This window comes from Kordia sp. SMS9 (assembly GCF_003352465.1).
In the GTDB taxonomy this organism is placed as follows: Bacteria; Bacteroidota; Bacteroidia; order Flavobacteriales; family Flavobacteriaceae; genus Kordia.
Genome location: NZ_CP031153.1, coordinates 3,291,236 through 3,314,082 on the forward strand (window position 1 = coordinate 3,291,236; position 22,847 = coordinate 3,314,082).

Sequence of the window (22,847 nt, forward strand, 5' to 3'; positions counted from 1 at the left end):
AATGGAAATAAATAAATTCATTAAAAGCTTATTGCAAAAAGAAATACAAATTGCTCTTGGAAAAGAGGAAAATAGTATACGTGTTAGAGGTAATGTAAAGGCTTTAACAGATGGAGACAAGAAAAATATAGCGCAGTACAAAGCAGAAATTATACTGTTTTTGCAAAAAAACAAACCTACTGAAAGTGATGAAACACAACAAATTTCATTGGTACCAAAGGCTGCGTCGTATGTACTTTCTTCATCACAACGTAGACTTTGGATTTTGAGTCAGTTTGAAGGAACTTCTGCGAGTTACAACATGCCCAACAGCGTAGATGTACCAGACAATATCAATATAGAAACCTTAAAAAAGGCGATCAATGCTGTAGTAATGCGTCATGAAATTTTGCGCACCGTATTCCGAGAAGATGAAAATACAGGAGAAGTACGGCAATATATCTTAGACAATCTCAACATAACTGTTGATTTTCAAGATTTTAGCAGAGAACTAAAACCTTCTGAAGCAATCAATAATTACATAGCAAACGATGCTTATAAAGAATTTGATTTGTCGGTTGGTCCTTTGGTTCGTATCAGTCTTTTGGCTTCCAAAAATGATCAATATGTGTTGTATTACAATATGCATCATATTATAAGTGATGGCTGGTCTATAGATATTCTTGCTAGAGATATCATGCTATATTATGATTTCTATACAGCCAATACACAGCCTATTCCTAAGCTTCGCATACAATACAAAGAGTATGCACATTGGGAACAAACGCAACTAAAAAGTAAGACTTTTGAGCTTCACAAAAACTATTGGCTAACGTATTTATCGGGAGAATTGCCAAGGCTCAATTTGCCAAGTCAACAATCGCGACCACCAATTAGAACGGTACATGGAAGCAAGTTAAGTACCTATATTTCAGCAGATACCGTAATTCCTATTCGCGAATATTTACATGCAAATGGCGGAAGCTTATTTATGTTTTTAACAAGTGTATTTAAAGTATTATGCTACAAATATACAGGAGAATCAGATGTTGTTGTAGGAACGCCCATTGCAGGAAGAAATCACAAAGACTTTTTAGATCAAATAGGATTTTATTTAAACATACTCGTATTAAGAAATACGGTAAATCCAGCAGATACGTTCAATCAATTTTATGATGCATTTAAAGATAATATCTTAGGTGCTTTTGAACATCAAGAGTACCCTTTTGATAAATTAGTAGAGGACTTGGCTGTTAGTAATGACAGAAGCAGAAATGCATTATTTGATGCCATGATTACATTGCATAATGTTGGAGAAGAAGTAACGAATTTTCAAATTTCTGAACATGAAGTAGATACGATTGAAAATCATGGTGAATGCTTGTCAAAATTTGACATTGATCTAGGATTCAAAGAACTAGGAGATCATTTGTATTTTGAAATTACATACAATACAGATGTATACGAAACATGGATGATAGAAAATCTAATGATTCATTACAAAGAACTCTTAAAATCAATTGTAAAAGCTCCGACAAAAGCCATCAGTTCCTTACAATACATTACTGCATCGGAAGAAAAAGAATTGTTGTATGCTTTTAACGATACTGAAATCCTTTCAGAAAAAGCAGCAACATTTTTAGAGGTATTTGCTGCACGAGTAGCCAAAACACCTGAAGCTGTAGCAATAGTTTTTAATGGACAAGAACTTACTTACAAAGCCTTAGATGCCGTAGCGAATCAATTAGCCAAGTATCTTAAAAACAACTATGAAATTGTTCCTGACGATTTAATCGGAATCAAATTAGAAAGAAGTGAAAAGTTACTCATTAGCATACTTGGAATTTTAAAATCGGGAGCAGCTTACGTACCTATGGACCCAAGTTATCCAGAAGAACGCATTGCCTATATTGAAAAAGATAGTAAATGTAAACTTACGATAGATTCTGAAGAACTATCAAAATTTTATGAAGTTCAAGAAAACTATTCGCAAGAAGCGATAATTACTGGCATAACACCAACAAATTTAGCGTATGTAATTTATACTTCTGGGACTACAGGACAACCAAAAGGTGTCATGATTGAGCATAAATCACTAGTAAATTTTATGCTTGGAATGAATACGTTCTTTTCCTTAAATGAATCGGATTACTTTTTATCGCTCACTTCAATTTCATTTGACATTTCTATTTTAGAATTATGTTGGACGTTGTGTAATGGAATTAAAGTTCAAATAAAAAATGACATTGCCGCATTAGATGGTTTTGACGAATATGTAGAAGGAACTGCCACTATGGATTTTGGACTTTTTTACTTCTCTAATGAAAACACAAAACTCGGAGAAAACAAATACGAATTCCTCATTGAATCGGCAAAATATGCAGATCAGCACGATTTCTCATCAATATGGTTGCCAGAAAGACATTTTCATGAATTTGGCGGAAACTTTCCAAATCCTTCTGTATTAGGAGCTTCATTAGCCACAATAACAAATAATATTAACATCAGATCGGGAAGTGTTGTTTTACCATTACACGATACTATAAGAGTTGCAGAAGAATGGTCTGTGGTAGACAATCTATCAAACGGAAGAGTATCACTTGCTTTAACATCTGGCTGGCATATCAATGATTTTGTCTTACAGCCTCAGAATTATGAAAAACGACATGCCATATTATTTGAAAAAATAGAAGAACTAAAAACCTTATGGTCCGGAGAAGCTATCACGAGAATTAATAGCAAAGGAAACGAAGTCAGTATAAAAGTATTTCCACAACCTGTACAGCAAAAATTGCCTATTTGGATTACAGCAGGAGGAAATCCAGAAACATTCAAAAAAGCAGGAAAAATAGGCGCAAACATTCTTACGCACTTATTAGGTCAAGGAACTGATAAACTCAAAGAAAATATAAAGCTCTACAAAGAGACGCTAACTGCTCATGGTCATGCTGCAGAAAATGCCAAAGTAACCTTAATGTTGCACACCTATTTGGGCGAAGATTTAGAAACGGTAAAAGAAGAAGTAAGAGCTCCTTTTAAAAAATACTTAAAATCGAATCTAAGTCTATTTGAAAACCTCATCAAACAAGTTGCCAATGATGTAGATATTCAAGATATCAAAGAAAATAATTTGGATGACTTACTAGACGTAGGTTTTGAAAGATATTGGAATACTGCGGCTTTGCTTGGAACCAAAGAAAGCTGTCGTAAAATGGTGAAAACATTAGCAAATATTGGCGTTACCGAAATTGGCTGTTTGATAGATTTCGGAGTAGACAAAGCAAAAGTATTGGAAGGTTTGCACTATCTAAATGGGTTGCGAGCAGAATTTGAAAATTCGTCAAACACTATAGAAAACGAGAAGATAACGGCGATGCAAATAACGCCTTCTTACCTCAATACACTTGCGGAAGACGAAAATTCTCAGAAATTTATAAAATCGCTCAAGCATATTATTGTGGGTGGCGAATCATTTTCAAATACACTAAAAAAGAAGCTTCAAGAAAAAACAAATGCATCACTTTACAATATGTATGGTCCTACAGAAACGACAATATGGTCTGCCTGTGAAAAAATAGAAAACATACAAGGAAATACTATCGGAAAACCCATTGCAAATACGTCTATCTACATCTTAGATGAGCAACTACAAATCTGTCCCAAAGGTATTGTTGGGAAATTATATATTGGAGGAAAAGGTGTTGCCAGAGGATATTTAAACAATCCCGAATTAACTGCCGAAAAATTTATTCCATCTCCATTTGCTAAGGACGAACGCATCTATACAACGGGCGATATGGCACGTTGGTTGCCAAATGGAACACTCGAATTTTTTGGTAGAAAAGACAATCAAGTAAAACTCAATGGCTATCGCATAGAATTAGGAGAAATTGAAAATGTATTAGAGGCACACGACACTGTGTATAAAGCGGTTGTTATTGTTAAAAATACAGATAGCGGAAAAAGCTTGGTTGCGTATATCGTACTAAACTCCACGAGTGATATTGATGAAACGCTAAGAAGCTATTTACATTCAAAATTGCCACATTATATGATTCCAGGGAGTTTTGTAGAACTTACTGAAATTCCATTAACAGCAAATGGTAAAGTTGATAGAAAACAATTGGAAAAACTTGACAGTCCAACACTAAAAGAAGCACAATTTGTAGCACCACAAAATGTAACAGAAGAAAAAATTGTAAACATCTGGAGTGCTATTTTAAACATAGCGCCCGAAACCATAAGCACAACGACAAACTTCTTTACACTTGGCGGCGATAGTTTAAAATCGATAGGAATACTCAGAAACTATCACAAAGAATTTGGTATTCGTATCAAACTCAAAGAAATATACCTGCATACAACCATACGATCACATGTAGATTTAATTGAAGGAAAAGAAAAGGAAACATACACTGCTATTCCTAAACTAGCGGAAGCAAACTCATATCCTTTATCGTCTGCACAACACCGATTATGGGTATTAAGTCAATTCAAAGAAGGGTTAATTGCCTATAATGAGCCAGCAAATATTCCACTCACAGGAACCTATGACATTGAACTGTTTAGGAAATCTTTAGATGCGGCGATAGAACGTCATGAAATATTGCGTACCGTTTTCAAAGAAAATGAACAAGGAGATTTACAACAATGGATACTCTCAAAAGAAGCACTTGGTTTTCAAATTACGTACAAAGACTTTAGCCAAACAGAAAATGCGGAAGCTTTGGCAATAGCTTACACAGAAAAAGATGCTTATGAGCCTTTTAATTTAGAAACAGGACCATTATTTAGAGTAAGCTTATTAAAACTAACACAAGATCAATACATATTCTATTTCAATCTACATCATATTATAAGTGATGGTTGGTCCAAACGAATACTATCAAGAGACATCTTAGCTTTTTATGAAGCGTTTCAACAAGAAACACAACCAGTATTGCCAGCGTTGCACATACAATACAAAGAATATGCATCTTGGCAGTTGGCGCAAATGAAATTACCCGAACAAGAAGCACATAAAATGTATTGGTTGCAAACATTGGCGGGAGAATTGCCCGTTAGTAACCTACCGAGTCAAAAAATACGTCCAGAAGTAAAAACATATAATGGAGTCAACTTACAAACCTATATTTCTTCTACAAATACAACAGCTTTAAAACAATACTGTCAAGAACACGGAGGAAGTTTATTTATGGGACTTTTAAGCTGTTTTCATGTGCTATTACACCGATATACAACGCAGGAAGACTTTGTGATAGGAACGCCAGTTGCGGGAAGAAATCATGCAGAACTAGAAAATCAAATAGGAGTTTATATCAATACGTTAGTTCTTAGAAATCAGGTAACTGCAACAGATACTTTTGAAGAACTATTTACACGTGTAAAAGAAAAAGCATTAACAGCTTATGAACATCAAACCTATTCTTTTGACACTTTAGTGGAAAATTTATCGTTAAAGCGTGATATGAGCAGAAGTGCCGTTTTTGACATTATGTTTATGCTGCAAAATATAGGGAAAAAAGTTACTGAATTTGAACTTCCTAAAAATGGCGATATCGAAATAATAAACAATGGTGTCAAAATGTCCAAGTTTGATTTAGAACTTTCTTTCAACGAATTGGGAGATTGTCTGAGTTTTGATATTACCTACAATACAGATATTTATGAAGAATGGATGGTTTCTGGTTTAATGCAGCATTTTAAGCAATTACTTGCCGAATTATTGCAAAATCCAACACAATCTATTGAGAACATACATTACCTAAGTGATAAAGAACAAGAACAATTACTGAACGAGTTCAATACGCAAGAAGTAGCCTATCCAAAAGAAAAAACAATTCTTGAAATTTTTGAAACACAAGTACAGCAAACACCTAAAAATGTAGCAATTGTTTTTGAAGGAAAAGAATGTACGTATGCTGATGTTGACGAAAAAGCCAATCAATTAGCACAGTACATAAAAACCAACTATGCAATTGTACCTGACGATTTAATTGGAATCAAATTAGCACCTAGTGAATGGTTAGTTATTTCAATATTGGCTGTTTTAAAATCGGGCGGAGCGTATGTACCCATAGATCCAAACTATCCGCAAGAGCGAATCAATTATATCGAAAACGATAGTAAATGTAAAGTAACTATTGACGAAAAAGAACTTGCAAGGTTTAAAAATGAAAAACACGCGTATGCCACTAGCAAAGTTGAAACTACCTTAAAACCAAACAACCTCGCGTATATAATTTACACTTCTGGAACCACAGGAAACCCGAAAGGTGTGATGATTGAGCATAGGAATGTAGTTCGATTATTCTTTACTGAAACGCCACTATTTCATTTCAATCAACATGATACCTGGACCTTATTTCATTCCTACTGTTTTGACTTTTCGGTATGGGAATTATTTGGTGCATTATTACATGGCGGAAAACTAATTATAGTACCAAAATCTGTAACAAGAAGTCCACAGGATTTTTATACACTTTTAGTACAAGAAAAAGTAACCGTTTTAAATCAAACACCAACGGCTTTCAAAGGTTTGTCAGAAGTAGCAGTAACATCGTTTGACAAAGAAATGCATCTGCGATATATAATTTTTGGAGGAGAAGCCTTATATCCAAAACAACTTGAAAAATGGCATCAAAAATATCCAGCAGTACAATTGGTAAATATGTATGGAATCACTGAAACTACGGTTCATGCTACGTACAAGGAAATAGGAAGTACCGAAATAAAAACAGGTTTGTCCAATATAGGAACGTCTATACCAACCTTAACAAGTTATATTTTGGACGATAATATGGCTTTAGTGCCTCTCGGCGTTATCGGAGAACTTTGTATTGGTGGTGCTGGTTTGGCAAGAGGTTACTTGCACAGAGAAAAACTTACCGAAGAAAAATTTGTTACAAACATACACGGAGATCAAAAGCGCTTATACAAATCTGGAGATTTGGCAAGAAGACTTCCAAATGGAAACATAGAATATTTGGGCAGAAAAGACGATCAAGTAAAAATTAGAGGCCACCGAATTGAGTTGGGCGAAATTACCAATCAATTACTCTCCAAAAATGATCTAGAAAATGCTGTGGTGCTTACAAGAGTAAACACAGATGGAAACAACGAATTAGTAGCTTTTATCACTTCCGAAACGCCACAAGAAGGTAAAATGTTAAAAGAATATCTGTCCAAAAAATTACCCGATTATATGGTGCCGCGCATTTTTATACAAGTAGCTAAAATTCCGGTAACGGCAAACGGAAAAACAGACAAAACTACGTTGTTTACAACACAAGGAGAAGTATTGTCAAATACGGTTTCTTATGTAGCTCCAACGAATGAAATAGAAGAAGAAATTGTAAAAATATGGGCAAAGGTGTTACACTTTGAAGTAGAAAAAATTGGGATACATGATAACTTTTTTGATTTAGGAGGCGACAGTCTAAAGTCTGTAAAACTGTTGAACTTAGTGAATATGAAATTTAATTTAACTATGCGAATAGAAGAAGTTTTTAATAAAACAGATGTAAAGAGTTTCTCACTACTTATAAAGCATAAAGTATGGCTCTCTGAAAAGGAAGAAGAAAATCCTAATGAAGAAGAAAACTATATTATATGAGAATAGAACAGTTATTTAATGAACTTATAGAACTCAATGTTCATGTAGGACTTCAAGGAGATGATATCAGTATAAAAGGCTTAAAAAAGGAAGATGCACCTGTAGTAATTCCAAAAATCAAAGCACATAAAACAGATTTGATAGCATACCTTAAAAGTTTGGAAAATATCAATCATGAAGAATTTAGTGCTATACCTAAAGTATCACTTAGCGAATCCTATCCAGTATCTCCTTCTCAATATAGACTGTGGGTTTTAAGTCAGTTTGAAGAAGGTTCTATAGCATATAACATACCTACAAGTATTGTTTTAGATGGAAATTATGACATTGCATGCTTAAAAAAAGCGATCAATGCAGTTATGGAGCGCCATGAAATATTGCGTACCGTTTTTAGAGAAAATAAAGATGGAGAGTTGCAACAATATATTCTATCAAAAGAAGCGGTAAACTTTAAAATTTCATATCAAGATTATAGTCAAAAAGAGCATCAAAAATCATTAATTGATACATATATAGCAACGGATTCCAATACGCCTTTCAATCTCTCCAATGGTCCTTTATTGCGAGTTAGTTTACTAAAAACAGCAGCTGATAATTATGTGCTATTTTACAATATGCATCACATCATCAGTGATGGTTGGTCTATGAATATATTGGCAAACGATGTATTAAAATATTATGAAGCGTATAAAAAAGATGAGAAACCTGCATTGCCAGAACTAAGAATCCAATACAAAGAGTATGCTTCATGGCAATTACAACAATTAAAATCTTCAAAATATGAAACACATAAATCCTTTTGGCGAAAACAATTAGAAGGAAATGTGTCTTTATTAGATTTACCTAGTGAAGCGCGAAGACCTCGTGTCATGACTTTTAATGGTAGAAATCTTGGAACAGTTATCAAAAAAGAAGATACGCAACACTTAAAAGCATACTGTAAAGAAAAGGGCGGAAGTCTTTTTATGGGAATTATTGCCGTTTGGAAAGTGCTATTTTCAAAATATACATCACAAAATGATATCATCATCGGAACTCCAGTTGCTGGGCGAAATCATGTAGAACTTGAAAGTCAAATTGGCTTTTACGTCAATACCTTGCTTTTAAGAAACGAGATTGATCAAAAATTAACGTTTGACAAGCAATTTGAAAACATTATAAAAAACACACTTGCTTGTTTTGAACACCAAGACTATCCTTTTGATGGTATTGTAACGGATTTAAAACTTGAAAAAGATACCAGCAGAAATCCATTATTTGATGTCATGATCACACTTGCCAATGCTGAAAATACAAATGAAGCGCATGCAACACTCATTGATGATGCTATACTAGTAGACAATGGTGCGTGTTTGGCAAAATTTGACATTGATATTACATTTCAAGAAATAGCAGGACAATTGCACTTCAATATTACGTACAATACTGACGTGTATGAAGCCGAAATGATTAAAAATCTACTGAAGCATTACAAAAGCTTATTGCGAAATATTCTGGCAGATACAAGCAAGAACATAAGTGAACTAAACTATTTATTGCCAGCAGATATTCATGAGTTATTACATGAGTTTAACAATTTCAACAAAACAGCCTATCCAAAACATCAAACAATCTTAGATGTCTTTGCAACACAAGTTCAAAATGTTCCAAACAACTTGGCAGTTTCGTTTGACAATACATCTCTGAGTTTTCAAGAATTAGATGAAGTATCCAACCAATTGGCAAACTTTATCAATGCCAATTGTACTATTGAATTAGAAGATTTTATAGGCATACAATTAGAACGCAGTGAATGGGTAATTATATCAATTTTTGCAGTGCTAAAACTCGGTGGTGCTTATGTACCAATTGATCCTGCATATCCAGAAGATCGCATCAAATACATTGAAGAAGATAGCAATTGTAAACTCATGATCGATGCAGAATTAATACAACAATTCAACACCGAAAAAACACAGCATACTACACAATTTAAAAGTCCTCACATACAACCAAATAATCTAGCATACGCTATCTACACATCTGGTTCAACAGGACAACCCAAAGGTGTTTTGGTAGAACATGCCTCCGTGGTAAACATTCACTATGGCTGGAGAGACGCATACAAATTAGATACTTTTCAAGTAAACTTATTACAATTTGCAAACTTCTCTTTTGACATGTCGGTAGCAGATATTTGTCGCTCCATTTTAAATGGTGGACACATGGTTATTTGTAGCAACGAATTAAAATTTGATCAAGAAGGATTGCACCAGCTAATTACTAAATTCAAGATCAGTATGTTTGAAGGTCCGCCAGCGTTAATTATGCCATTAGTAGAATATCTAAAAGAGCAAAACCTAGCGGCAGATTCTTTAAAATTACTAGTGCTTGGAGGCGAAAAAGTAACTTTTGCCAAGTTTGACTTTTTAGTGAATCATTTTGGAGATCATATACGAATCATAAACAGTTACGGTGTTACAGAAGCAACTGTAGATACAACATACTTTGAATATGATAAAAATTATACCATCAACAAAAACATTAGCATGCCTATTGGCATTCCATTTCCAAACAATACTGTGTACATTCTTGACGCACAAAATAAACTTGTTCCCAAAGGAGTTGTGGGCGAAATGTGTATTGGCGGCTTAGGAATTACACGCGGATATTTAAACAAAAAAGAACTCACACAAAAGAAATTTATTGAGGATCCTTTTGTAGCAGGCGGAAGCGTTTATAAAACGGGTGATTTAGGCAGATGGCTAAACGATGGAAATATAGAATACATTGGAAGAGAAGACGATCAAGTAAAACTTAGAGGATATCGCATTGAATTAGGTGAAATAGAAAAAAAATTACTCACCAAAGAAGCCGTAAAAGAAGTCGTAGTACAACTTCTAAAGTCTGAAGAAACGGATAACGATCAATTGGTAGCATATATAACTGCTGAAACATCACAAAACGCCAACGAATTAAATAATTATTTAATTACAAAGTTGCCGCCTTATATGTTACCAAATAGTTATTATCAACTCGATATTATACCCTTAACACCTAACGGGAAAATAGATAAAAAAGCACTTCAAAGTCTTGAGGAAGAATACAAACTAAAAGGAGAATATGTACCGCCAACAACCCCAGAAGAAATTGTTTTAGCCAACACTTGGGAAAAAGTTTTGCGTAGAGAACACATAGGAATCAAAGATAATTTTTACAGTTTGGGTGGTGATTCTATCAAATCGATTCAAGTCATATCACAACTCAAACGAAATGGATACGCTTTAAAAATTGATTTGCTACTAAGCATTCCTGTTTTAGAAAATTTGGCAAAACATATCAAAAAAGCCGCTAAAAGTGTCAAAAAATATCAAGTAGATGGAACTATAGCATTGTCACCAATTCAACAAGCTTTTATACAAGATAAAAATATAAAAGTACCAAACTATTACAACCAATCTATTTTACTAAAATTCACGGAAATTATAGCGTTTTCCAAGTTAAATGCAGCTTTTAGAAAATTAGTAGCGCATCACGATGGACTTAGATTGCGTTTTGATACTGTAAACAATAATTGGGTACAATACATAGCAAAATTTCATGAAGAAGACTATGCTGTTGAAATCTATGATCTTAGAAATGAAGTGGATGCTATTGCTAAAATGGAAGAAATAGGAACACAACTTCAATCAAGTTTTCAGTTAAAAAATGCTTCGCTTTTTAAAATGGTCATATTCAGATTGCATGATGGAGATAGACTCGCTATGATAAGTCATCACTTAATAATGGATGGGATTTCTTGGCGAATAATAATGGAAGATTTAGGATTAGTATACAGTCAAAAAGAAAGTAATACAAATGTGCTGCAATTCAAATCAGATTCTTATCTAAGTTGGGTGCGTTGTCAACAAGAATATATTAAAAATGGTCACTTAAATACTGAAAAAGAAATTTGGGAGGAAATTGCTGATTCCAACATTCCTAGTTTGCCAACTGACTTTGAGTTTGATACAGAAAATGTTAAGATAAACGAAAACATATCGTTTACACTTGATACAGAAAAAACGGCGATTTTAAAAACGGAAATCAATGGGATTTATAATACAAGTATCAGCGATGTATTATTACTAAATTTAAGTACTTCATTGCAAAAAGTTTTTGGAATACAGGAAAGTCTGGTACTTCTTGAAGGACATGGAAGAGAAGACATAGACAAAGACATTGATATCAGTAGAACAATAGGCTGGTTTACGACAAACTATCCTTTTGTGCTAAAAGCTGCTGACAGTTCCAATCCTTTGAGCAGTTTGTTAAAACTCAAAAAGCAATTAAAGCGAATTCCAAACAACGGAATAGGATATGGAATATTATCGTATCTATCTGACGAATTAGCTGTTTCTATACAACCAACGATAGAATTTAACTATTTGGGAGATTTTGATGGGAATTCAGATCAACATGAAGAAACTGGTGAAGCAAAAGCAGATCAACTATTCGAATTTTCATCTGAAAGTATCGGATTATCTACGCATGCAGACAATACCTCAGAAACCGTATTGCTTGTTACCGGAATGATTGTAAAAGGGGAATTTGTATTGACAATCTCTTATGGAAACGCTTGTTACAAAACTGAAACGATACAACAATTGGTAGATTCGTTTGAAACATCTCTGCATGAAACTATTGCACATTTAACAAGCGTAAAGGCAGTTACAGAAGATATTTACAAATTAGCTCCCCGACAAAAGTGGATGTATGAGCAACAGCATGGAATTTCTCAAAAACGAAACTTCTCTCAATCCTCATATCGCTTAAAAAACGTAGGACTCTCAAAAGAAAAAATTCAACTCGCGTATCAAAAATTGCTTAGCAAACATGCAGTATTACGCACTTCATTTAAAAACATTGAAGGCGATGTGTATCAAGTTGTAAATAAGGATGTTAGTAATGTCAATTTGACTTTTATCAAAATACCAACAACGAATAATGAAACTGAGATAGCGACTTTTATAAAAAAAATAAAATCAGAAGAAATACAACAACAATTTGATTTTACTTCGCCTGCTTTAATGCGATTAAAATTTATAGAAATTCAAAAAGATACTTACGAACTTATTTGGTCTTTTCATCACATCATTTTAGATGGTTGGAGTATTGGCTTGTTAATTCAAGACTTTATGCAAATGTTGCTTTCAAACACAGAAAATATACATCAACAAAAAGAAAATTCAGTTGCCTTTTCTAACTATATCAATTGGGTAGAAATGGTAGATGCTAAAAAATCATTGAATTATTGGAGTAACTACTTAGCAAATTACACCAAAACAGTTGTGCTGCCATCAAACACGTTGAAAGAACCAAAAAGAGCCGAAATAATGCATAAACAAACGCTCAAAATATCGGATGTTTTTGTAAAAGAAATAAAAGAAGTTTGTGCAAAATATAGCATTACACAAAATATTTTCATGCAAGGAGTTTGGGGATATCTACTATCAAAGTACAACGGCACAACTGATGTAGTTTTTGGAACATTAGTTTCGGGTAGATCTGATGAAATTTTTAATGTAGATAGCATCATAGGATTGCTAACAAATTTAATACCTGTTAGACTTTCTTATACAGAAAAAGACAAGCCTTCCGATATATTGAAAGCTTTGCAAAAATCTTGGATACATAGTTTATATCACCATCACATAGATTTTTCAGAAATAGAAAAAACAGTCGCTACAAATAATACGCTAATAAACAATGTATTGACATTTCAAAATTTTCCAACAGATGAAATTTTTGCAGAAGAAAGTCAAACTCAAACCAATCAAGAAGCGACCAATGCTGAAATCGAATTGACCAGCGCTTATGAGCGTTCTTCTTTTGATTTTAACATAGAAATAAAACCCACAAAAAACGAAATGCTTATAGAGTTTAGTTATGACGGGATCGTATATAATTCAGGAGAAATACAAAATCTCATTCACGATTTCGAAGATACTATAAAGCATTTTGTTCAAAATTCAACAAGTCATTTAAAAGTAAGAAACTAATAAAAAAACAATGGAAAAAGTATTTCAAGACATCACAGACTTTGAAAGAAAAAAGCAAGACTTTAAAAAAATAGGATATATAAAGTTTACTTCTTTTTTTATGAAAGAAACATTTTCATCCTTGTTAAAAGAGTCAAACACATTACTGGAATCGCATGCAAAGCGAAAAGACTTTCAAATGGAAGAAACGAACAATTCTCCTAGAAAAATTAGTACAGTCTCAGGGCATGTAATTCAAGAAGAATCTAAATTTATAACAGAATTATATAACAACGAGTCACTTATTGAATTCCTTGAAGAACTGTCGGGAGTTAAGTTATACATTACGCCCGACATTTCAGACAGACACGCAATTCATAAACTACACAAAAAAAATGATGTACATGGAGGTCATATAGATACCTATCCGTTTGTTTTAATAACATGTTTGGAAGCGCCTACAGAAGATGGAGGAGGAGAATTAGAATTTGTTCCGTACTCAACAAACTTAGATGATTTAGGAACCAAAAAATCAATTATAGATGCTATAAAAACAGGCGATAGTTACTTTATGCATGCAGGAATGTCGGTACATCGTGTTTTGCCTTTGCGAGAAAATACAAATAGAACCGTACTGGTTTTTACCTATGCAGATGAAATTTCTAAAGACATAAAATTATCATATTCTACAGATCAGCTTTATAATTAATTAAAAAATACTACGTTTGGAGCTTACCGTAATGGAATAGCTATAACTTGAGCTAAGTGAAAAGTAAAAATCAGCACATAAAAACACTTAAAAAAACGAATCTCAGACTTATATAATACCAATTTTACTATAAGATGCGATTTAAGAAGCGAAGTTACTTTGGCAGTATAGAATGCTGTGAATGATTTGCATAGCCGTAGCTACGGAAAGTATTCGCAAAGAACTAAACTGCAAATGAACGAGCTTATAAACATCATTTTATGTGTAAATTGGTATTACATCACAAATTGAAGGTACGTAGTAAGTAAAAAAGCTCAAAAGAAAATCATTTCGTAGAATTACGCTTCACCAAACTCGTTTCCAACTCAATAATTTTAGGAATGCGATCCTTTTTCTTTTTCTTAGCTTTTAGTTCTTTGTATAATTGTTTAAATGCCATTTTACCCATTTCAACCCCTGGTTGATCTATAGTAGTTAACGAAGGCGTAATGGCTGAGGACATAAACCAATTGCTAAATCCTACAATAGAAATATCTTCAGGAATATTAACACCTTTTCTATTAAACTCCGTAATAGCGCCAATGGCAACCAAATCGGTATTTACAAAAATTCCGTCCACATCAGGATGTTCTCTCAATATTTTTTGCGCAAACATTTCTCCAACTTCAAAGGTCATGTGGTCAAAAATATACACCAACGAAGGATCATACGTCATTCCATTGTCTTCCAAAGCTTTCTTATAGCCTAAAAAACGATCAATTGAATTCTGTGGTAACAACGGACCTCTAAAATGTGCAATACGTTGGCAACCTGTATCAATTAAGTGTTGTGTTGCCATATACGCCGCTTTTCGATCGTCAATAATCACTTTCGAACAATTCACCAGCTTGGCAATCTTATCAAACATTACCAACGGTTTTCCTTGATCTATCACATCGTTTAAATGTTTAAAATCTGCCGTGCCGTTTGCTAACGAAATCAAAATGCCGTCTACACGCTTATTCATCAACAAATCTATTTGCTTCTTTTCAAGTTCGTACGATTCGTTCGATTGTAAAATAATCACCAGATAGCCTTTTTTCTCAGCCTGACTCACAATGCCTTTAATCACATTCGAAAAAAAATGATGTACAATTTCGGGAATAATCAATCCAATCGTATTGGACGTTTCCGTTCGTAAATTCACTGCAAAAGCATTCGGTTTATAATTCAAGGTTGTTGCCAACTCCTTGACCAAGGCTTTTGTCTTTTTACTGACATCTGGATAATCTTTCAAAGCTTTTGAAACGGTCGTAACTGAAATCCCTAAATGTTCAGCAATATCTTTTAAGGTAACTGGTTTCATAAAAACGAATGTAACTTTTTTATTTAAAGAAAGTACAAATTACGAAATCGAAAACGTTTTCGGTAAAATCGAAAACGTTTTCGATGAAAAAAATGCAAAAACATATGCCTAGAAATATAATTTAGTGAAAAATTAATCCCAAAAACTATTAATAATACAATGAAAAACGATACTAACTTAAAGAGACTTTGTACATTTTTGCTGTTTTTTATAGCAACGGTGTCATTTGCTCAAACCAACATTTCAGGTACTGTTAATGACCAAAAAGGAATGCCAATTCCTGGCGTAAATGTTGTGCTAGACGGAACAACTAAAGGCGCAGTTTCAGATTTTGATGGAAAATTTACCATCACCAATGTAGAAGATGGTTCGTACACCTTAAAAGCTTCTTCTATCGGATATGCAACGTACACGCAATCTGTAACAGTAGCAGGAAGCGAAGTGATTTTAAAAATTACCATGGCGGAAGATACAGAGTCACTAGACCAAGTAATTATTACAGGTGTGGTAAATCCGCGCTCAAAAATTGAATCAAGTATCTCGGTAACTAGTATGCAACCTGCAACGATAAAACAATCGGCACCGAGAACCACAGCAGAAATTTTTAGAACCATTCCTGGGATACGAGCAGAATCTTCAGGTGGAGAAGGAAACGCAAACATTGCCGTACGTGGTGTGCCAATCTCATCTGGAGGATCTAAATATGTACAATTGCAAGAAGATGGTTTGCCAGTATTATTATTTGGAGACATCGCTTTCGGAACCGCAGATATTTTTACGCGTTTCGATTATAATGTAAAAAGAATAGAAGCCATTCGTGGTGGATCGGCCTCAACACTAACATCCAACGGTCCAGGTGGTATCATCAACATCATTAGTAAAACTGGAAAAAATGAAGGTGGTGCTATCGGAACAACGTTCGGAGTTGACTTTAATTCGTTTAGAACCGATTTCGATTACGGAACACAAATAGGAGAAGGATTGTATTTACATACTGGCGGATTTTACCGTGCAGGAGAAGGCATTAGAGAAACTGGATTTACAGCAAACAATGGAGGACAATTAAAAATGAGTCTAACAAAAGAGTTTGAAAATGGTTCGGTTCGTGTGTATGCAAAATACCTAAACGATAGAGCAGCAGCATATTTGCCAATGCCAATCCAAGTAACAGGAACCAATAGCGATCCAGATTGGAGCAATGCACCTAATTTTGACGCTACTAGAGGTTCATTACACAGCGCAAATTTAACACAAACATTGAGCTTAGGAGCAGATGGGCAACGTCGTCGTGGCGATGTAACCAATGGAATGAATCCAATCTCTACTTCGGTAGGAATTCAAGCAAATTTTGACTTAGGAGACGACTGGAAAGTTGCTAATAATGGGCGTTTCTCTTCAAATCGAGGAGCGTTTGTATCGCCTTTTCCAGCGGAAGTTGCTTCGGCTTCTGCGATAGCTGATTCTTTTGGAACGGGTTCAACATTGCAATTCACGGACGGATCTGCCGTAGCAGGAAACAGTCTCGTAGCAAGAATTCACATGTTTGATGTAGAATTGGACAACTTCAATAACTTTATGAACGATTTAAAACTTTCAAAATCGTTTGACAATGTCGACGTAACGGTTGGATACTTTAAATCGATTCAAGACATTTCAATGTCGTGGTTGTGGAACTCGTATTTGCAAGAGGTAAATGATGACAATGCACGTTTAATTGATGTATTTGATGCAACCAACGCACCATTGAGTGAAAACGGATTGTACGCGTATGGTGTTCCTTTTTGGGGGAATTGCTGTCAGCGTAACTATGACACGCAATACAATGTTTCAGCTCCTTATGTAAATGTAACGTTGGAAGCTTCTGAAAATTTTACCGTAGATGCAAGTTTACGTTATGATAGTGGACGCGTTTCAGGATCATTCACAAACAGTGTACAAACGGTTTTTGATGTCAACAACGATGGAGTTATTTCCGCACCAGAACAAAGTGTTTCTACCATTGACAATGCAAATCCTACTGCGGTCGATTATGATTACGACTATGTTTCGTATTCCTTAGGTTTAAACTATAAATTAAACGACACACAAGCTGTTTTCGGACGTTACAGTCGTGGTGCTTCTGCCAAAGCCGATCGTATCTTATTCTCAGGATTAGACTATTTAAACGGCGATCGTATCAACGCTTTAGATTTCATCAATCAGGCAGAAATAGGATACAAGCGCGGTTTTGAAAACGGAGCTATTTACGCAACAGCATTCTACGCAAAAACTGAAGAAGAAGGCGGATTTGAAGCTTCAACCAATACGATCATAGAAAACGATTACAAATCATTGGGTATAGAAGTAGAAGGTTTCTACAGATTTGATGATTTCAGTTTACGCGGAGCCGTAACTTGGACAGATGCAGAAGTTGATTCCGGTGACAACGCAGGAAACACACCAAGAAGACAACCAGATTTCATCTACAACATCATTCCAGCGTATGATTTTGGGAAAGAACGTCAAAACTCTGTTGGATTGAGTTTCATTGGACAATCAAAAGCTTTTGCACAGGACAATAACGAATTGGTAATGCCAGGATTCTTAATTGTAAACAGCTTTATCAATGTAGGAATCACAAAATCACTAAACGTAAACTTAGCGGCAAATAATATTTTTGACTCTTTGGGAATCACAGAATCAGAAGAAGGAAGTATTGTTGAAGGACAAACAAATATTGTAAGAGCAAGACCACTTCCAGGAAGATCGATCTCTCTTACATTACAATACAAGTTTTAATTATTTGAATACCATAAGTTTTTTAATTAGTTTAAAAGAGTTGATGTCAATCGATATTGGCTCTTTTTCTCATCAAATACGCATCACATGAAAAACCTACTTTTTACTATAGTTTGTATCACTTTTGCGTATGCAAATACTGTAAAAGATATTGTTAAGAGTGATGAAAGCAAACACAAAATCACAAAAACTATTATTGTATATGGAAGTGATACCTGTCATTTTTGTGTAGACACTAAACAATTTCTAAAAGATAAAAAGGTAACTTTTACGTACTTTGATGTAGATGTGAACAATGAAAAACTACAAGAAATGTTACAAAAACTCCGCAAGGCAAACATACCAGTTTCAAATTTGAGTTTACCCGTAATAGATAAAAACGGAGAAATTTTTACCAATAGCGAACCTTTTGAAGCATTTCTTGAAAAAATAATACAATAGCATGACGTTTAAGAAACCCAAGCTAAGTTTTTGGCAAATTTGGAATATGAATATTGGATTCTTCGGAATTCAATACAGTTTCGGATTGCAACAAAGTGCCGTAACTCCCATCTATGACTTTTTAGGAGCCGATCCGTCAGAAATTCCAATACTACATTTAGCAGGACCTGTAACAGGCTTGTTAGTACAACCTATTATTGGTGCGTTGAGCGACAAAACTTGGCATCCAAAATTTGGAAGAAGAAAACCATATTTCTTTATTGGTGCAATGATATGTAGTATCTGTTTGTTAGCATTCCCATTCAGTAGTTCGTTGTGGATGGCAGCAGGTTTACTCTGGATTTTAGACGTAGGAAACAATACCGCTATGGAGCCGTATCGTGCCTTTATTGCCGATAAACTCGATGCCGAACAACAACCTACAGGCTTTCAAATGCAAAGCTTTTTTACAGGTTTGGGACAAGTATTATCAAACGTATCACTGTTCATATTCCCAATGATTTTTATTGGAACCACAGGTGCATTACCAACGTGGGTATATGCGTCGTTCTTTTTAGGTGCTATCTGTTCCATTGGTTCTATACTTTGGACGATGAAAACAACGTCCGAAATTCCACCAACGGAAGAAGAATTGGCAAAATTAAAAAGTGAAAAACGAAGTGTATTTCAACCGTTTATAGAAATATATGAAGCCATTGGCGATATGCCAAAAGTAATGTGGCAATTGGCGTTAGTATATCTATTTCAATGGTATGCTCTGTTTTGTTATTGGCAAAATTCCTCTAAAAGTATTGCACTTTCGGTTTGGAATGCCACACCAAAAAGCAATCCTGAAGCGTATGAACAAGCCGCGAGTTGGACAGGTTTGGTAAACGGTTGGTACAATGCAGTGACGTTCTTAGTAGCATTTGCCTTGGTAGGTTTTGCCAAAAAATACAGTCCAAAAATGGTACATGCAAGCTGTTTATTGCTTGCTGCGATCGGATTTTTAATATTTCCGCACATTGGCGATAAAAACCTATTATTCTTTGCCATTACTGGATTTGGAATTGGTTGGGCAAGTATCATGGGAATTCCATATTTAATGGTGGTTCACGACATTCCAAAAGAACGTTATGGCGTGTATATGGGAATCATAAACATGATGATTGTCATTCCAATGATTCTTCAAACGGTATCTTTTGGCTATGTGTTAGAAAACTTTCTAGGAAACGATCCGCGAAATGCGATTACGTTTGCAGGTGTTTTGCTCATCATTAGTGTGTTCTGTACGTTATTAATCAAAAACAAAGCAAAATCTAACCTTGCTACGGAATGATGAATTCATCTAACATACAAGCGAAAAAATTACTCTTTAAAGCGCGTTCGGAAAGAGGCTTTTTGGCGAGTGCCGAAAATATTACGAATTACAAACGTATTTGGGCGCGTGATGGCGTTATTTGTGGATTGGCAGCTTTGTTAGATGGAGATGAAGAATTGATAGAAACGTTCAAGAAAACGCTACAAACGCTGGCAAATTATCAACATGCGTTGGGACAAATTCCTTCGAATGTATATTTTAAAGAAACAAACGAAGTTGAACTAAGTTTTGGCGGATTGGCAGGTAGAGTCGATACCATTTCTTGGTTCATCATTGGTGTGTGTAATTATTGTTGGATGCAGAATGATGATGATTTTCTATCAGAAGTATTTCCCAACATAGAAAAAGGCTTGCAACTGCTTGAAGCATGGGAATTTAACAACAACGATTTGCTATACGTGCCACGATCAGGAAATTGGGCAGACGAATACATTACGGAAGGACATACATTTTACGATCAAGTGTTGCGTTTATGGGCGTTGCGATGTGTGCAAAAATTACGTCCATCAGCAAGCTATCAATCCAAAATAGATTGCATCACAGAAAAATTAGAAGGAAACTACAGAAAAAACGATTATCAAACACCATTTCATCCAAAAGCCTATCAAAAACTCTCTGCGACTTCGTATTGGATGGCTTCAGTGAATCCGTCAGGATATCAGACCATGTTTGATGCGTTTGGAAACTCCATCGCACAGTTACTAAAATTGGGCGATTCTACATTTCAAAAACGATTGACAAATTATACAGAAACCTTGCGAGAAAGTTTGCCATTACAATTGCTGCCTGCGTTTTGGAAACCAATAAAAGAAGCGGATGACGATTGGAAATTGCTTGTGAATAATTGTAAATATGAGTTTCGAAATCATCCATACGAATTTCATAATGGCGGAACGTGGCAAATGATCAATGGTTTTTATGGAATGAGTTTGGTAAGTCAAAACTATGTGGAAAACCCAAAGCACGTATTAAAAGCCATACAACGCTTAAATGCGGAAGAAAATGATGGGTTTTATGAAAATTTCAACACGAAAACGGGAAAAGCGATCGGAGTGCCGCAATGTACTTGGAGTGCTGCAGGAGAATTATTGTTAGAACAATACATTAACGGAAAAAGATTATTAGTTTGATCACACAAAAAAATATAGACATACTCTGCATAGGAGAAGCGTTGATTGATTTCATTGGACATCAAGATGATGTTTTGATCAACAATACGCGTGATTATCACAGATACTTAGGTGGATCGCCTACCAATGTTGTGATGAATACGGCGCGTTTAGGACTAAAATCAACCCTAGTTGCTACGATTGGCGCGGACGGATTGGGAAGTTACGTGTTGGAACGATTGCAAGAAATGAACATTCAGATTGCATATGTAAAACAAATAACGGAACATCCAACTTCCGTAATCTTCGTATCTCGATCTAAAGAAACACCTGATTTTATTCCGTACAGAAGTGCCGATTTTTTAATTACGGAAGATCAAATTCCTACACGTTTATTACAACAAGCGAAAATATTCCACACTACGTGTTTTGCATTGAGTAAAAATCCTGCACAGACAACCATCATTAACAAAGCAAAAGAAGTTTATGATTTGGGTGGTAAGTTAAGTATTGACATTAACTATTCTGAAAAAATTTGGAAAGATAAAGAAAATGCACTGGAAATTTTGACCAAATATTGCAGCTACAATCCATTAGTAAAAATTAGCGAAGACGACATTGCTCGGTTGTTTGGTAAAGAAACTTCTCATGATGAAGTATTTACTTTTTTTCATAACTCAGGCGTTGATATAGTATGTTTAACCCTCGGAAAAAATGGTGTAAAGCTTTCTCAAAGGAATAAAGAACTTATTGTAATGCCAGCCATAAAAATTAATAAAATAATGGATGCTACTGGCGCAGGCGATGCTTTTTGGTCAGGATTTTTATTTGCATATTTAAAAGAAAATTCAATTCAAAAGTGTTTGCGTATTGCCTTGCAACTTGCAGCTTTAAAACTTCAAAATGTAGGTAGGTTGCCTAATAACATCAATATACTCTCTGAATTATTGAAAAAATAGACGCATAGCGCATTGTTTAAGCGTTTTGATTTTGATAGAAATTGATAGTTTTTTTATACTCTTTATTTTTCAAATCATTGACAATCAGTATTGGTATAAGCGAGTTTTTGTGTTTAAAACTTTCTTTGTAATTTGAAATGTAGGGACAGAAGTTTATACTGAGTATAGACGAAGTGAACTCAGTTTTTCATCCATCACATAACTTTTTTTAAAATGAATGAGTTATGTCGTTTTAAGGACTTTTTTATTTTTAAAAAAAATACTGTTTTTGGCTAGGACTGCCTGTATTAAGCGATTTAGTCGCTGAAAATATTTACATCGTCATCAAGTAGCATCAAATGTGTAGCTTAGCTTTTCTAAGTACTTGAATTGTAAAATTCTATCCGTATACACTCACATAACTACTCTTTTTAACCTGTTGATAGTACTAGAAAATCATTTTCATCATTAGAAAGTTTTGAATCGTAGTGTATTTAGAAATCATGACATTTTTTTGGGTAACAAAACTTTTATGTGAACACTTACTAATGAATCGATTCATATAGGCAAAACC

Annotated in this window: 9 protein-coding genes; 8 read left to right on the forward strand and 1 reads right to left on the reverse strand. The window is 34.6% G+C overall.

Annotation, left to right across the window (positions count from 1 at the left end):
* Nucleotide 1: 1 nt before the first annotated feature.
* From KORDIASMS9_RS14225 to KORDIASMS9_RS14235, 3 genes are read left to right on the forward strand one after another with little or no spacing between them, the layout of a single operon-like run.
* Entirely contained in the window at nucleotides 2-7,594 is a 7,593-nt protein-coding gene (locus KORDIASMS9_RS14225; protein WP_114903478.1) for a non-ribosomal peptide synthetase, read from the forward strand.
* Nucleotides 7,591-13,614: a non-ribosomal peptide synthetase gene (locus tag KORDIASMS9_RS14230; protein WP_114903479.1), complete on the forward strand. Its 6,024-nt coding sequence runs from the start codon at nucleotides 7,591-7,593 to the stop codon at nucleotides 13,612-13,614. The genes KORDIASMS9_RS14225 and KORDIASMS9_RS14230 overlap by 4 nt, the downstream gene beginning before the upstream one ends.
* Nucleotides 13,615-13,624: 10 nt before the next feature.
* Nucleotides 13,625-14,302 (forward strand): hypothetical protein, encoded by a 678-nt coding sequence (locus tag KORDIASMS9_RS14235; RefSeq protein WP_114903480.1) that lies wholly within the window; start codon nucleotides 13,625-13,627, stop codon nucleotides 14,300-14,302.
* Nucleotides 14,303-14,627: 325 nt separating this feature from the next.
* Here the strand turns inward: KORDIASMS9_RS14235 and KORDIASMS9_RS14240 are convergent, their stop codons facing one another.
* Nucleotides 14,628-15,647, reverse strand: coding sequence for a LacI family DNA-binding transcriptional regulator (locus KORDIASMS9_RS14240; protein ID WP_114903481.1), 1,020 nt, complete (start codon nucleotides 15,645-15,647; stop codon nucleotides 14,628-14,630).
* A gap of 159 nt (nucleotides 15,648-15,806) precedes the next feature.
* Between KORDIASMS9_RS14240 and KORDIASMS9_RS14245 the strand changes: the two genes are divergently transcribed.
* The 5 genes from KORDIASMS9_RS14245 (at nucleotide 15,807) to KORDIASMS9_RS14265 (ending at nucleotide 22,294) form a co-directional block, all read left to right on the forward strand.
* Nucleotides 15,807-18,425 (forward strand): TonB-dependent receptor, encoded by a 2,619-nt coding sequence (locus tag KORDIASMS9_RS14245; protein WP_114903482.1) that lies wholly within the window; start codon nucleotides 15,807-15,809, stop codon nucleotides 18,423-18,425.
* 87 nt (nucleotides 18,426-18,512) lie between these two features.
* A complete protein-coding gene (locus tag KORDIASMS9_RS14250; RefSeq protein WP_114903483.1) occupies nucleotides 18,513-18,866 on the forward strand; it encodes a glutaredoxin family protein in 354 nt (117 codons plus the stop codon).
* Between the two features lies 1 nt (nucleotide 18,867).
* Nucleotides 18,868-20,184 carry an MFS transporter gene (locus KORDIASMS9_RS14255; protein WP_114903484.1) on the forward strand — a complete coding sequence of 439 codons (1,317 nt, stop codon included), beginning with the start codon at nucleotides 18,868-18,870 and terminating at the stop codon, nucleotides 20,182-20,184.
* On the forward strand, nucleotides 20,181-21,356 hold the full coding sequence (locus KORDIASMS9_RS14260) for a glycoside hydrolase 100 family protein (RefSeq protein WP_114903485.1): 1,176 nt from the start codon (nucleotides 20,181-20,183) through the stop codon (nucleotides 21,354-21,356). The genes KORDIASMS9_RS14255 and KORDIASMS9_RS14260 overlap by 4 nt, the downstream gene beginning before the upstream one ends.
* Nucleotides 21,356-22,294, forward strand: a complete 939-nt coding sequence (locus tag KORDIASMS9_RS14265) for a carbohydrate kinase family protein (protein ID WP_240321186.1) — start codon at nucleotides 21,356-21,358, stop codon at nucleotides 22,292-22,294. Before KORDIASMS9_RS14260 ends, KORDIASMS9_RS14265 begins: the two co-directional genes overlap by 1 nt.
* Nucleotides 22,295-22,847: the final 553 nt, after the last annotated feature.

What these genes read in the sequence shown, in the direction of transcription:
- KORDIASMS9_RS14225 (WP_114903478.1), top strand. Translation starts at nt 2, where the DNA reads ATGGAAATAAATAAATTCATTAAAAGCTTATTGCAAAAAGAAATACAA.
- KORDIASMS9_RS14245 (WP_114903482.1), top strand. Translation starts at nt 15,807, where the DNA reads ATGAAAAACGATACTAACTTAAAGAGACTTTGTACATTTTTGCTGTTT.
- KORDIASMS9_RS14250 (WP_114903483.1), top strand. Translation starts at nt 18,513, where the DNA reads ATGAAAAACCTACTTTTTACTATAGTTTGTATCACTTTTGCGTATGCA.
- KORDIASMS9_RS14255 (WP_114903484.1), top strand. Translation starts at nt 18,868, where the DNA reads ATGACGTTTAAGAAACCCAAGCTAAGTTTTTGGCAAATTTGGAATATG.
- KORDIASMS9_RS14240 (WP_114903481.1), bottom strand. Translation starts at nt 15,647, where the DNA reads ATGAAACCAGTTACCTTAAAAGATATTGCTGAACATTTAGGGATTTCA.
- KORDIASMS9_RS14235 (WP_114903480.1), top strand. Translation starts at nt 13,625, where the DNA reads ATGGAAAAAGTATTTCAAGACATCACAGACTTTGAAAGAAAAAAGCAA.
- KORDIASMS9_RS14260 (WP_114903485.1), top strand. Translation starts at nt 20,181, where the DNA reads ATGATGAATTCATCTAACATACAAGCGAAAAAATTACTCTTTAAAGCG.
- KORDIASMS9_RS14230 (WP_114903479.1), top strand. Translation starts at nt 7,591, where the DNA reads ATGAGAATAGAACAGTTATTTAATGAACTTATAGAACTCAATGTTCAT.